The sequence below is a fragment of the Chryseosolibacter histidinae genome, assembly GCF_018598225.1.
Classification (GTDB): domain Bacteria; phylum Bacteroidota; class Bacteroidia; order Cytophagales; family Cyclobacteriaceae; genus Chryseosolibacter; species Chryseosolibacter histidini.
This window is the reverse complement of sequence record NZ_JAHESF010000009.1, coordinates 1-13,960: the sequence shown is the minus strand read 5'-3', so window position 1 is coordinate 13,960 and position 13,960 is coordinate 1. Positions and strand designations below refer to the sequence as shown.

The 13,960-nt window shown below is 52.0% G+C and carries 10 protein-coding genes; 6 read left to right on the top strand and 4 right to left on the bottom strand.

The features are described 5' to 3' along the window. Positions 1-133: 133 nt before the first annotated feature. From KK083_RS10905 to KK083_RS10895, 3 genes are read right to left on the bottom strand one after another with little or no spacing between them, the layout of a single operon-like run. Positions 134-1,600, bottom strand: a complete 1,467-nt coding sequence (locus KK083_RS10905) for a tetratricopeptide repeat protein (RefSeq protein ID WP_254163258.1) — start codon at positions 1,598-1,600, stop codon at positions 134-136. A 4-nt stretch (positions 1,601-1,604) separates the two neighbouring features. Then, entirely contained in the window at positions 1,605-2,408 is an 804-nt protein-coding gene (locus tag KK083_RS10900; protein ID WP_254163257.1) for a zinc ribbon domain-containing protein, read from the bottom strand. 3 nt (positions 2,409-2,411) lie between these two features. Further along, complete coding sequence (locus tag KK083_RS10895) at positions 2,412-3,515, bottom strand: Nif3-like dinuclear metal center hexameric protein (RefSeq protein WP_254163256.1); 1,104 nt, start codon at positions 3,513-3,515, stop codon at positions 2,412-2,414. A gap of 162 nt (positions 3,516-3,677) precedes the next feature. Here KK083_RS10895 and lpxK point away from each other — a divergent pair, with 162 nt between their 5' ends. The 3 genes from lpxK to KK083_RS10880 are packed head-to-tail and all read left to right on the top strand — an operon-like array spanning position 3,678 to position 7,325. Further along, positions 3,678-4,715, top strand: coding sequence for a tetraacyldisaccharide 4'-kinase (gene lpxK, locus KK083_RS10890; RefSeq protein WP_254163424.1), 1,038 nt, complete (start codon positions 3,678-3,680; stop codon positions 4,713-4,715). Further along, on the top strand, positions 4,708-6,714 hold the full coding sequence (locus KK083_RS10885; protein ID WP_254163255.1) for a putative porin: 2,007 nt from the start codon (positions 4,708-4,710) through the stop codon (positions 6,712-6,714). Before lpxK ends, KK083_RS10885 begins: the two co-directional genes overlap by 8 nt. A gap of 8 nt (positions 6,715-6,722) precedes the next feature. Then, complete coding sequence (locus KK083_RS10880) at positions 6,723-7,325, top strand: MiaE family protein (protein ID WP_254163254.1); 603 nt, start codon at positions 6,723-6,725, stop codon at positions 7,323-7,325. Positions 7,326-7,424: 99 nt separating this feature from the next. Here the strand turns inward: KK083_RS10880 and KK083_RS10875 are convergent, their stop codons facing one another. Beyond that, entirely contained in the window at positions 7,425-8,708 is a 1,284-nt protein-coding gene (locus KK083_RS10875; protein ID WP_438834721.1) for an asparagine synthetase B, read from the bottom strand. 134 nt (positions 8,709-8,842) lie between these two features. Here KK083_RS10875 and KK083_RS10870 point away from each other — a divergent pair, with 134 nt between their 5' ends. From KK083_RS10870 to KK083_RS10860, 3 genes are all read left to right on the top strand, one after another. Continuing rightward, positions 8,843-10,078 carry an ABC transporter permease gene (locus KK083_RS10870; protein WP_254163253.1) on the top strand — a complete coding sequence of 412 codons (1,236 nt, stop codon included), beginning with the start codon at positions 8,843-8,845 and terminating at the stop codon, positions 10,076-10,078. 186 nt (positions 10,079-10,264) lie between these two features. Further along, entirely contained in the window at positions 10,265-13,357 is a 3,093-nt protein-coding gene (locus tag KK083_RS10865; RefSeq protein ID WP_254163252.1) for a T9SS type A sorting domain-containing protein, read from the top strand. Positions 13,358-13,634: 277 nt separating this feature from the next. Next, the coding region (locus tag KK083_RS10860; protein ID WP_317195223.1) for a glycosyltransferase at positions 13,635-13,960 on the top strand (326 nt) is incomplete at its 3' end.

The window sequence follows — 13,960 nt, the reverse complement described above, 5'->3', positions numbered from 1 at the left end:
GGATCCTTCGCTCGCTCTTGCCAGCACCCACTGCACCGCTCAGGATACCGGAAGCAAAAACTGTGGATTTGCTTTTGCCTATTGCCCCGATCGCCTGCGATCGGTCCCGATAGCTATCGGGATTGCCTACTGCCTACTTGATTCTCGCCAGCGCCGACTTCGCCTTACTATCAATACTATTCTTATACTCGTGCTTCTTATACGTAAGCGCCTTCTTGAAAAAGCTCCGGGCTTCAGTCCTATTGTTCTCGGCCTCGAGGATATAACCCAGCTGGAGGCAGGCATTTGGGGCAAAATACCAGTTCTCATCGCCGGCCATGTCGATGGTCTGCCGGTAAAAAAGTTTAGCGGCGGCCAGCTGCTCTGTTTTGTGTTCGATGCGGGCGCGGCGATAATAATATTCAACCTGGTCACGCAGGGAGGGCAGGTCTTTCTCCGCGACAATGGCGTTGAGCATCTCCCGCGCCTGTTTGTAATATCCGCCATCGGTAGCGTAGCGCGCCTTCGACAGCAGAACGTTGGGAAGCTGCTTGTCGGTGAGGCTCCTGGCGGCCGACTTGTCTGCCTCTGAAGCTTCACGTCCCTGAGCCCGGGCATCTTTGAACAACATCATGGCGTCGTTGGTGTTGCCGTTCAGCCAGTAGCAAAGCCCCATTTTATAGTAAGCATCCTTCAGGTAGTTCTGGCCCTGGTAATGGTTCACAAACCACCGGTACGAAGAAATGGCGTTGAGATATTCCGCCTTGTGCAGGTACACTTCACCCCGCAGGTAATCAGCATAATAGAGGGGGAGGCCTTCATGTTTGGAAGCAAGCGTTGATAACAACGTGAGCGCTTCCTCGCTTTGTGAATTCTTGATGGCGAGGGAGGCGCCTACGAACAAGGCCAGGCGGTTATCGGGCCGTTGCTGCAGCAGCCGTTTCATTTCGGTGAACCCGATGTCTGTCTTCTGAAAGATAAAACCCTGGGTGAGGCTGTACAGCAGATCGGCTTCAAAGGCCAGGGGTGAATCTGATGTGCGCACGGCTTCCAGGTCGCTCAGTCCTTCGGCAATGGATCCCTGCATGCCCAGCAGGCTGAGCAGCCAGTTGTATTTCTCCGGCACCGAGCCGATGATGAGCTCCAGCAGTCCGGTTGTTTTACGGATAGCCAGGTAGCTGGGTGATTTCCGTTTGCAGTTCTCGGCAATGGTGTAGGCTTCGCGCAGCCGTGAGCCGGCGTCGAACTCCTGCCCGAATTTCAGGTACACAAATGCCCATTGCAGGTGAAGTTCGGCATGCAGGAACTGGTAATCTTCCGTAACGCCTTTGATCTTCAGGTCGATGCGTTTGTGAAAACGGTCCTCGTATTCGGAGAACTTGCCGTGGTCTTCGGAGATCAGCAGCTCCAGCGCTTCGGCCAGTCCCACCACGTAATGCTCCTGGGCGGTGCGGGGTTCGGGGATCAGCTCCAGCGCTTCTTCGGTCTGCAGATTGAGGGTAAGCTCGTAGGCCCGGCGGGTAGTTTCGTCAAACACCCATTCACCTCCGGCCAGGGCCGGGGCGGCGTACAATAAAAAAAGGCAAGCGAAAAGGCCTGCCTTCTTCTTTATAACGATCAATGTATTATTCAACTTTTCTTCTGCGCGTAGTGGCAGGAGCAGGGGTTTTTGCGGTCTTAGGCTTGTCACCTTCATCCAATGAATCCATGTCAACATCTGCCAAGATACGACCGGAATGCTCATCGATAACAATTTTTTTCTTTTCCCTGATCTCGGCGATCTTCTGGGGAGGGATCACGATGTTACAACCTTCAGCGGCGCCACGTACCACACGTACCACGGCCAGCCCGTTAGACAAGCTTCCGCGCAGGCGCTCGTAATATTTCAAAAGTTTATCTTCTATCTTTTTAGAGGCTTTTTCACGTTCTCCCAGGAGCTTTTTCTCTTCTTCCTGGCTTTCGGTCATGATATCCTGCAGCTCTTTTTTCTTGTTGTCAAGATGCTCGCCGCGTTCAGTAATGAGGGTATTGGTCTTTTCGATGTCGTCTTTCTTCGCCTGGATCTGGTCTTTTGCTTCTTTGATGCGCTTTTCGCAGATCTGGATCTCAAGCTCCTGTAACTCTATTTCCTTGGTAATGGCGTCGAACTCGCGGTTGTTTCTGACGTTCTTCTGTTGCTCGGAGTATTTTTTGATGAGCTTTTCGGCCTCTTTGATGCCTTCCTTGTTTTTCTTAATGGTCTCCTCCAGATCCTTTTGCTCGGCCTCGTAGCGTTGCTGGCGGGTTTTGTATCCCTCTATCTCGTCTTCGAGGTCCTGAACCTCGTCGGGAAGATCTCCGCGAAGCTTCTTGAGTTCATCAATTTTTGAGTCAATGGCCTGGAGTTTAACGAGCGCTTCGAGTTTTTGAGCAATTGATTGATTTTCCATTATTTACAAGTAACTTATTGGATTCGTAACGGTTCTTGAAAAATTGATCGCAAAAGTAGGAAATTTTTTTGTCAAAACCTCCACCAGGAGGTCTTTGGTAAAAACCTCACTTTCATAATGACCGATATCAGCAATGGTGATCCGGTCTTCAGCATCGAAAAATTCGTGGTATTTGAAGTCGGCAGATACGTAAAATTGGGCTCCCGATTGTATGGCCTGCGGCAGTAAAAAGCTCCCGGAGCCTCCGCAAACTGCTATTTTCTGAACGGGTTTATCTAAAAGACGGGTGTGCCTGACAACACTTAGATCCATACTGGTTTTTAAACGCTTCAGGAATTCGATTGGTTCCAGGGGCGCCTCCAATTCCCCTGTCATTCCCGACCCAACTTCTTGATTTTCATTGCTTAAAGCAGTAAGATAATAGGCTACCTCCTCATAGGGATGGGCTTTTCGCAGCGCTTCCATTACCCTGCCCTCGGCATGTGCCGGAAAGATCACCTCGGCCCTCGTTTCCTTCACAAATTCCTGGGTCAGCGCCTTGCCGATGTGGGGATTGGCACTTTCGTTAGGCTTGAATGTGCCGGTACCCTCCAAAGTGAAGCTGCAGTTGCTGTAATTGCCGATCTGGCCCGCCCCTGCACCGTAAAGCGCCTCCAGCACCTGCTCCGCCTGCTGGCTGGGGATAAAGGTCACCAGCTTCATCAGCGTATCCTTTTTTGGCACCAGCACCCGCAGGTTCGTCAGGCCTATCTTTTCACAGATCCTGCGGTTAACGCCGGTATGCACGTTGTCCAGGTTGGTGTGAATGGCATAAATGGAAATATTGTTCCGGATGGCTTTGATCACTGTACGCTCCACATAGTTAACACCGGTTAACTTCTTAAGGCCCTTGAATACAATGGGGTGGTGCGCTACGATCAGGTTGCATTTCGCCGCAATGGCCTCCTGCACCACATCTTCCGTACAATCGAGGGTGACCAGCACGCCCGTCACATCGTCGTTCGGGCTTCCGGTGATGAGCCCTGCATTATCGTAGTTTTCCTGGTAGGCGCGGGGAGCGATAGATTCCAGGTACTGCGTAATGTCTTTGACTGTTGAACTTGGCATCAACCTGCAAATTAAGGTGAAAGTTTAAAGTTCAAAGTATAAAGTTCAAAGTTTAGAGGTAAAGTTATGGTTCTGGCTGCCGCACGTTCCTGCCGTGCTATTCTTCCATTTGGTTAATCCTGTCCGTCCTGCTAATCTTGTATTTTTATCCGAAAATTTTTGATGGTTCTGAAAATCCTGTCTATCCTGCTATTTCCTTTCGCCGTGATCTACGATGCTATTACCAGCATCCGGAACCGTCTTTATGATATGGGATACAAGCCTTCAGCCAGCTTCGAGGTGCCCCTGATCAGCGTGGGCAACCTGGCAGTGGGGGGTACCGGAAAAACCCCGATGATCGAACACCTCATCAGGCTGCTGAAACCCAATTACAAGGTGGCCACTTTGAGCCGGGGTTATGGCCGTACTACCAAAGGCGTTCGGGTGGCGAATGCTGCCGATAACGCTTCTACCCTGGGAGATGAGCCATACCAGTTCTTTAAAAAATTCGGCAACGAGGTGGTGGTCACCGTGGGAGAGGAGCGCGCCCTTGCCGTTCCCTATGTGGTGGACCAGCAACCCGACACCGCCGTGGTGCTGCTGGATGATGCCTATCAGCACCGGCAGGTAAAGCCTGCATTCCAAATATTATTAACCGACCATCGCCGTCCCTTTTACAACGACCTGCTTCTTCCGTCAGGACGCCTCCGCGAATCCAGCTTTGGTGCCAGGCGCGCCGATGTGATCGTGGTCACCAAGTGTCCGCCGGAGCTGAGCTCCGAAGCGATGATGGCCATCGAAAAAAAGATCCGTAAGTACAGCGACAAACCCGTTTTCTTTACATCTATCCGATACGGTAACGTCATTCCTCTGGAAGGTAGTGCAAAGGCCGCGGCCGATAAGGTAGTGCTCGTATCGGGGATTGCCCATGCGGAGCCCCTGGCAGCTTTTGTCGGGCGTAACTATACGATGGTGAAGCACCTGGAATTTGCTGACCATCATGTTTACACGGAAAAAGATCTGAAGATGATCGTGGCGGAGGCCCAGGCGCATCAGGCGATGGTGATCACCACGGAAAAGGATGCTGTGAAAATGGAGACGGAACAGTTCAGGGAATTTCTCGTGCAAGTTCCTTTCTTTTATTTGCCCATCGAGATCGAATTCCTGAAAAATGGAAAGGATTTTGATGAGATGGTTTTAAATGTTATTACGAATGCCTGAAAAAGATCCCGTTGCTGTTGTATCGATCCGATTGCCCCTGCCGGTGTTGTATGCAAGCCGTTTCCGTCTTCTCATAGCCGGTCTGCTGGTGCTGTGTGCGTTGGCTTCCATGGCGCAGCAGGAGGGGAACCGTCGCGGCTCGAGGGTGATTGACGATACTACCAAGCAGGTCTACGGCCCCAACACGTCGCGCTATTTCTATGAGCAGGATGCCTTCGAGAACCGCGAGGTATTGCATCCTATCGATACCTCTATCAACAACTTTCACCGCTGGGACTATGTGCAGCGGTACAACAATCTCTACCAGGACCTGGGGTTATTCGGCACGGCGATTCAGCCCATTTATTATCAGGCCCCTGATGTGATCGGTGTGCGATCCGGGTCCACCGTTTATGACGTGTACTGGGATTCAGAAGCGGTGCGTTATTATAACACACATTCTCCTTACTCTAACATGCGCGTGATCCTGGGCGGCAGAGGGAGGTCGCTGACCCGGGCTACGTTCAGCCGCAACATCAATGAGAACTGGAATTTCGGGTTTACCTACCGGGGACTTTTTATCGACAAGCAGGTGGGGGGCTCCGGAAAGAACGACCGCATTACCCGCAGCAACTATTACGATTTTTATACGACGTACCAGTCGAAAGACAGTACGTATCGCCTGTTCTTCAACTTCAGGAGAGGTTTTCACCGGGTGGAGGAATACGGCGGTGTATCGCTTGACAGCTTGCAAAGCCTCGATCTTGCCAACTATTTCGAGACCAACGCGCAACCCTGGCTCACCAACGCGGAGAGCAACGACCTGCGGATTGCGGTGCACCTGTTTCATGAGTATAAAGTGGGCAAGGCGCTGCAGCTCTACCATACGTTCGACCGCTACCGTCAAAAGAGCAACTTCCTCGATATTCAAACGGCGACCTCTGCCGACTACTATGATTACCAGGAGATCGACAACGACAGCACGCGCGATGTCTCCAAATTCAAAACCGTACGCAACGAGATCGGCATCAAGGGCAACCTGCTGAAGCTGTTCTATAACGGGTACTACGCCATCAGGCATTACTCCATGAGCAATCCCAACTTCACGGCTGACGGTATCCTCAATGCGAGTGGCAACGACCACCTCACTTACGATTCGCTGAAGATAGGCTCCATGATCGGTAATGAAAGTTATCTGGGCGGGCGTATGTCACTGAAGCTCGACTCCATCGGCGAAGTGAGCGGGTGGGCCGAGGTGATGCAGGAAGGTAATTACCGGTTGCAGGGTGAGATCAGGAGCCGGTGGTTTGAAGCGAGGCTCACACAAATGCAGTATGAGCCGACCTTCTTCGAGCAGGCGTACAGGGGAGCGCACGATGTTTGGAATAACAATTTCGGCAATACAAGCCTGACACGGCTCAACGGATACCTGCATTACAATTCAAGGGTGTTCAATATCTCTCCGGGACTGACCTTCACCCGGCTTCGCAATTATGTCTTCTTCAAGCAGGTAAGTGAGGTAGACACCGTGCAGCAGGTGTTGCCCGTACAGTCGGGTGGAAACCAGGTGATGGCGTCGCCGGAAGTGAGGTTGTCGGTAACGTTTCTGCGGCACATCACGCTCAGTGGCAGGGCCATCTATACGCATATGATCGAGAATGCCGATTCCGCGATCCAGGTGCCGAAGCTTTTCGTCAACGCGCAGCTCTCGTATTCCAACGTCTTCTTCAATGGCAACCTCGATATGCACGCAGGAGTGGATGTTCATTGGAAGTCGCCCTACTACGCGCCGGGCTACGATCCAGCCGTCAGGCAGTTTTATACGCAGACCTCGTTCGAGGTGCCGTCGTTCCCGCTGGTTGATCTTTTTTTCGGCGCCCGCATCAAACGTGGCAGAGTATTTTTCAAATACCATAACCTCGTTTATGCGCTCACCAAAGAAGGATATTTGCCCACACCCAATTATCCTGCGCAGCGCAATGCCTTCGATTTTGGTTTCGACTGGTCGTTCTATGATTAACGGAAGCGATGGAAGCAAAAGATAAATTCACGCTGGGCCTCGAGTTGCCAACCGATCCGCGCTGGATCAACATCGCTGAAAAGAATATCCGCGAGATTCTTGTTGACCACGCCTACTGCGAGCAGAAAGCGGCCTCGTCATGCATCTCGCTGATCGTGCAATATCCCGACAAGGAAAAGCTCGTGGAAGTGCTCACGCCGGTGGTGGCGGAAGAATGGGCACATTTTGAACGGGTGATCGAAGCGCTGAGAAGAAGAGGTTACGCCCTGGGCACACAACGCAAAGACGAATACGTGGCCGAGCTGCAGAAAGTGCTCCGGAAAGGCGGCACCCGCGAGCAGCAGCTGATGGAAAAACTTCTCATGAATGCGCTGATCGAAGCCAGGAGCTGTGAGCGGTTCAAGATCCTCTGGAAGAATATTCCAGATCCGGAGCTCTCCACATTCTACTACGAGCTCATGGTATCAGAAGCCGGGCACTATAAGAATTTCCTGCAGCTTGCCAAAGAATACACACCCGAAGAAGAGGTTGAGCAGCGCTGGCGCGAATTGCTGGAGCAGGAAGCAGAGATCGTGAAGAACCTCAAAGTGAGAGGTGATAGAATGCATTGAGAAGGTACGAGGTGGAAAGAGGTACGAGGTGAGAGGTACGAGGTACGTGAATGCAATGCGCACCCTGTATTTCCGTACTTCGTACCTCGTATTTCGTACCTACGTCTTTTGCTTCTTCTTCTTCGCTGCCGGGAACAGAATGTTATTCAGAATAAGCCTGTAGCCCGGAGAGTTGGGATGCTGGTTCAGGTCGGTGGGCTCTTCGTTCACCTGGTGCTGGTAGTCTTCAGGATCATGCCCTCCGTAAAAGGTCCAGAACCCCTTGCCTAAAACACCGTGGATATATTTGGCTTCTCGGATGTCGCGGTTTTCACCCATCAGCACCACGTCAGGTTTGATCAGGTGTTTTTTGAAACCCGTGGTCTGTCCGAAAAAACCGGAGATCACGCGGGTGTGGTTCTGCGTGAGCATGGTAGGGATCGGATCCCACTTGGCGGAGAACTCGAAGATGGTGAAATAGTCGTTGTCCTGGCGCAGGCCCCGTTCATTCGGATGGTTGTCGATGTCTGAGAACTCATACTGGTACGGATCGCGCACCAGCCTGAAATCGGTGAAGGCCAGCGTATTCTCATAGTTAAGCTTTTCCTGTGCCTGCGGATCGGCCGGGTCGCCATCATACATGCGTTCGCAGATGTCAACGCCTTCAGCAGCAAGCGCTATGTCGTAACTGTCGGTTGCCGAGCACATGGCGAAGAGAAAACCGCCACCGGTAACGAACTCCTTGATCTTTTTGGAAACGGCAAGCTTCAGCTGTGACACTTTGTGAAAGCCGTGCTTGCGGGCGAGGTCTTCCGACTCCTTCACCTGCTCTACATACCAGGGCATGTTGCTGAACTGGCCATAGAATTTTCCGTATTGCCCGGTGAAGTCTTCATGGTGCAGGTGCAGCCAGTCGTACTTGGGCAGCACACCGTTCATCACTTCATCGTCGAAGATGATATCGTAGGGAATTTCAGCGTAGGTAAGCACCAGGGTCACGGCGTCGTCCCAGGGCTGTTTTGACTTCGGGGAATAAACGGCGATGCGCGGATACTTCTCCAGCTTCATCACATCGTAGTTCACAGCAGGGCTGGCAATTTCAGTGATGATCTGGTTGGCCTGTGCATCGGAGATCACTTCGAAGCTCACCCCCCGCACCACCAGCTCGTTCTGGATGGCCGGATGATGCTTCACCATAAAGCTGCCACCCCGGTAATTGAGCAGCCAGTCCACCTCCATCTCATTGCGCAGGATCCAGTAAGCAATGCCATAAGCTTTCAGGTGATTGGTCTGCTTCTGATCCATGGGGATCAGGATGGAGTTGGCCTGAGCGATCCGGCACAGGCATAAAAAAACGAACAAAATCACACAGCGCATCGTACACTTACCCGTTATGTTTGACATAAATTTACCTGTTAGCAGCCTGAAATCAGACAAAAATCCTTTAAATATAGATTTTTGTAAAAAACAGGGGCCAGCATGTAACATTAAGCACTGTTTTGTCAACGTATTAGCATACAACGATCGTTTCATTACCCATGAATTTAATCGAGAACTTTAAGGAAGGGCTTCGCTCCGTACAGGCCAACATGCTGCGTTCGGTGCTTACGGCGCTGATCGTGGCCATCGGCATTACAGCGCTGGTGGGCATGCTTACCACCATTGACGGGATAGAACACTCCGTAAACGAGAGCCTTGCCACCCTGGGCGTCAATACATTCGATATCAACTCCAAAACCAACCGGGGATCCAGCTCGCAGGGTGTGGCTGAAAAAACGTATCCGCAGATCAGGATGAATGAGGCCTTCCGTTTTATCGATGAATATGAAGTGGCCTCCACCATCAGCCTCTCTTCTTACCTCACACAGGTGGCGGAAGTGAAACGGCTGTCGAACAAAACCAATCCCAACGTAGCGGTAGTCGGTTGCAACGAAGAATACTTTGCCATCAAAGGTCTTGATTTTCTCAGCGGCCGCGGCTTCTCCAGGCTGGAGGTAGACTACGGTACACAGGTAGCCGTGATAGGATACAAGGTCTATACGACTCTCTTCCCCGACAATCAGCAAGCCATCGGTCAGGAAGTGAACTTCAACGGTGCGCAGTTCAGGGTGATCGGTGTGCTCAAAGAAAAGGGACAGCTCTCGGAAGATAATTACGACAATATGGTGATCATCCCCATCATTAAAGCCAACCAGATGGCGAAAGGCAGGGGGTTGTGGTACGATCTGACGGTAGGCATCCAGGACCCCTCGCAGATGGAATATGCCATGGGCGAAGCAACGGGATTGATGCGCAGGATCCGCGGTGATCAAATAGGTCGTGAGAACTCATTTGAGCTTGAAAAAAGTGAAACGCTGGCGCAGGAACTTGAGAGCATCACGTCAGGTTTACGCCTGGCAGGTTTTGGTATCGGCTTCGTGACGCTGCTCGGGGCTTCTATCGCCCTGATGAACATCATGCTCGTTTCCGTCACTGAAAGAACCCGCGAAGTGGGTGTAAGAAAAGCGCTCGGTGCCACACCGCGCCGCATCCGCCAGCAGTTTGTGATCGAGGCCATCGTGGTGTGCCTGCTGGGGGGCGTTACGGGTGTGATCCTGGGCATCCTCATTGGCAACCTGTTGGCTAGCCTCATGAACATCGACGGTTTTGTGATCCCCTGGGCCGAGATGGTGCTGGGCATGGTGGTGTGTATTGCCGTGGGACTTATTTCAGGATACTATCCGGCGAGCAAGGCTTCACGGCTTGACCCTATCGAATCGCTCAGATTCGAGTAAATCCAACATCGTTCAACCTTCCGCTACTGGGCCTGAAGGTGCCAGACTGGCCTGTTTTCCAGGATCCGGAAAGTGAAATTCTTCAATCATGCCCCTAACCTTACTCAAGGGGTGTGATTTCGCCACCGCTGGACGCTAGCTCCGCAATTTTTACCTACCTTTAGGGTCGGCTTTAATTGTTGAACTATGTTTTTGAGGACCTTTCATGGCTCCAAGTGTATCTTGTGTGTTGCGTTTTTCTTGTTTTTTTCCACCGAGGCTTTCTCCCAGGCCAGTATTATTCCAGGATCCATTTCCACTTCCAAAACAAACTATGCGGCTGGTGCTGGCCCGAACAGGATCATTGTGGTCTGTGTCTCTGACTTCACAGGCAATGGCGCCCGTACCGTCAGCAGCATCACCTGGGGAGGCCAGACGTTTACGAATGCCTCGGTTATCAGTGGTGGCGGCACCGGCAACAACGATACCCGCGCCGAGATCTGGTACCTGAACGAGGCTGGCATCAATGCTGCCTCGGCATCCTGCAACAATATTGTCGTTAGCTGGAACAACACGCCAACCAATGAGACCATCACCGCTTTTACCCTGAAGAACGTAGACCAGACCGCCATTATAACAGACAGTGACGGAACGGCCCTCGGCGCCAATGGCACCACTGTAACGTTGCCGGCTACCACGGTGGTGAATCAGGATATTCTCGTGTACCTCACCATCGATCCGGCTACTGCCACCCATACGCTTCCGGCCAATTATACAGAAGTATCGGATCAAAGCGTGACCGGTTCATCATCGGCAGTTGCCTACCGGCTGATCACCGCGGGCGGCACACAAAATCCAATGGCAACATGGACCGTGTCAGGCAGGTTATCGATCACCGGTGTTGCCTTCAATGGTGTGGCCAACACTGTGGCAACAACCTATTACAGCATCGGTTCAGGAGCCTGGAACTCGAATGCGGTTTGGTCAACAACCAGCGGAGGCGCTGCAGTGGCTGCAGGCGTCTGGCCAAGGCGGTGGGACAACGTGGTGATTGCCAACGGGCATGATATTACTGTGGATGCCACCAACGACAACAAGAGCTGCGGCATCACCCCGATCTCGCTTGCGTACAGCAATGTCGGAAACTTCGCAGGCTCAAGCACAACATATTTTTACCATACGGGAAATATCACCGTCAACTCCGGCGGAACCCTCACCGCCACAGTGCCGGTGATGCTCGAAGGCACCACCGCTATATCAGGAAATTTTCCAGTTACGGGCGACCTGACCAACCTCGGTACGCTGACGGTGAACGGCACGGGTGATATGGACATCACAGGCAGCTTAAACCTTTCAGGCAGCAGTGTCACTACGCTGAACAATACAGGCACGGTGACAGCATCGGGTGCACTGAATCTTGACTATACCAACGCCACCCTCTGCGGTACAGGTCTACTGGTGCTCGGCACCGGTATTGTGAGAACGAATGGGGCGTTGCAGACTCAAATATGTTCGACCATACCGGTCTCCTGCACCTGCACTTCCGGGACGGGAAACACAGGCCCCGGCGGTGTAGGCAAAAGCGATGGAACCTCTACGCTGGAGCTTTGGTTCGACAGCCGGGACCTCAACGCCGATGGCACTACCCCTACGGTAGGAAGCCAGGTCGTAACCTGGTCTGACAAATCGGGCAACAATGTTGACGTAACACGGAATACAACGGGCGTGGCCACTTACCAGACCGATGGTGTTACTTTTAATGGCACCGGCTATCTGCGCGGCAGCGATGCCACACTGCCCTCAGGAAGCAGTCCACGAACTGTAATTCTCTGTGCCAGGCAGCCCGCATCGGCAAACCATGAAGTGCTCTTTTTTTACGGATCTGCTGCAGCCAACGACTCATACGGAATTCTAAAGCTCGGCAGTGGCGATACGCCCAGCAACGGCCTCAGGAACTTCTTTTATACGAACGATTTTGACCTCGCCAGCGGCACCCTGACCACAGCCATGACTGTCATCGGCGCTACCTATCGGTCTAATGTGCAGACCGTGTATGTTCGTGGTTCGGCCAGTACAAGGACTCCTACAACACCCACCACTACGCTGGGGGGCGCCAATGCCCTGAACATCGGTGGCTGGAGCGCATTCGCTGCAACGCATTCCGAGGCCACTATTTCTGAGATCATCTTTTTCTCCGAGGTGATCAATTCGGCACAGATGATCATTATCAACAACTACCTGGCTGCCAAGAATGGTGTGGTCCTGCAGGTATCTGATAATTATACGCAGGATAGCAACGGTTACGATTACGAGATGATTGGCATCGGAAAGGCAGCGGATGGCGAACACCTCGACGCCAGGGGTACCGGTATATTACGGATCATGACTTTGAATACAACCGGGGCAATGGTTTCGGGGGAATACCTGATGACCGCCCATGATAACGGAAGCCTGACCACAACAGGAAAAGTAGCGCCACTGGTAGATGCCGTGGTGATCAAAGAACGTATGCTCAGAACATGGGCTGTAACCGAGCTGGGAGATGTGGGCGGGATCTCGATACAGTTTGACATCAGCGGTTATCCCGGCACGCCGCTGGAGCAGAACCTGCGCCTGCTCATAGACCGTGACGGCGATGGATTCGGCGATAACGATGTTACCCCCATCAGCGGTGCTACGCTTCAAAACGATCTCGTTACTTTTCACAATGTGAACCTTCAATCCGGCGACCGGTTCACCCTTGGCAACACCGACCTGGCGCACCCGATGCCGATCCGGCTTTTGTCTTTCAATGCCAGGGCCGAGCACAGCGTAGTGAAGCTCGACTGGGCCACAGCTTCGGAAACTGACAATGATTTCTTCACCGTGGAAAGATCTCAAGACGGCAAGCAGTGGCAGTCACTCATGGAAGTGGATGGCGCCGGCACAACGAATGAAAAAAGAACCTACCAGGCTGTTGATGATGGCCCGTTGAAAGGTTATTCGTACTACAGGATCAAACAAACGGACTTCGACCTGCAGCATACACACTCGGCACCGGTGGGTGTTTACATCGGGCATAAGCAGATCACGCTGCATCCCAATCCCTCATCGGATGGGATCTTCTATGTGAATACGCCATTCGAGGCAGCGCCGGAAGATGTGCACATCCTGGGGATCTCAGGTCAGCACATGAAGGCGAGGATCTACAAGGAAGGAGACAGGATCGTGTTGGATGGGGCTGAGCTCCCTGCAGGCGTGTACATGCTTCAGGTCTCTGACGGATTGGTAAACCAGTATGTACGGTTCGTGAGGAATTAAAGGATATGGAGAGATCCTTATCTGATGGATGATACGTAAGTAATGTTTCGTATAAAATGTTGATGGAAACAGAAATGTGTTGTGCAGATTTGGGAAGAGGTTTCCAGTATTAGAATGGATTTTGCTATTGTTGGATTTGCTATTGTTGATTTACACTATGAAAATGACCATTTATTGGAAGTGGTGTTTTTTTTGAACAACTGATAATCGAAGGAGAAGAGATCTTATGAAAATTGCAGTTGTTTTAAATACGTCCTGGAACATTTATAACTTCCGGATGAACCTTTTGCGTGAGTTGCAGGCGCAGGGCCATGAGATTCACACCATTGCGCCGTTAGACAATTATACACGGCACCTGATCGATGCAGGATTCATTCATCATCCCATCAAGATGGACAGCCGCGGTGCTAACCCTATCAAAGATTCGGGACTGATCCTGGAGCTGTTCTCGGTCTACAGGAAAGTGAGGCCCGATGTTATCCTCCACTACACCATCAAGCCCAATGTATACGGTACCCTTGCCGCCGCCATGCTGCGCATCCCGGTGATCAACAACGTATGCGGACTTGGAACAGCCTTCCTGAAGAAGAACCTGGTTTCGGC

Coding starts and splice junctions, on each gene's coding strand:
- KK083_RS10895 (WP_254163256.1), bottom strand. CDS start 3,515: ATGCCAAGTTCAACAGTCAAAGACATTACGCAGTACCTGGAATCTATC.
- KK083_RS10875 (WP_438834721.1), bottom strand. CDS start 8,708: ATGTCAAACATAACGGGTAAGTGTACGATGCGCTGTGTGATTTTGTTC.
- KK083_RS10870 (WP_254163253.1), top strand. CDS start 8,843: ATGAATTTAATCGAGAACTTTAAGGAAGGGCTTCGCTCCGTACAGGCC.
- KK083_RS10900 (WP_254163257.1), bottom strand. CDS start 2,408: ATGGAAAATCAATCAATTGCTCAAAAACTCGAAGCGCTCGTTAAACTC.
- KK083_RS10880 (WP_254163254.1), top strand. CDS start 6,723: ATGGAAGCAAAAGATAAATTCACGCTGGGCCTCGAGTTGCCAACCGAT.
- lpxK (WP_254163424.1), top strand. CDS start 3,678: ATGGTTCTGAAAATCCTGTCTATCCTGCTATTTCCTTTCGCCGTGATC.
- KK083_RS10865 (WP_254163252.1), top strand. CDS start 10,265: ATGTTTTTGAGGACCTTTCATGGCTCCAAGTGTATCTTGTGTGTTGCG.
- KK083_RS10885 (WP_254163255.1), top strand. CDS start 4,708: ATGCCTGAAAAAGATCCCGTTGCTGTTGTATCGATCCGATTGCCCCTG.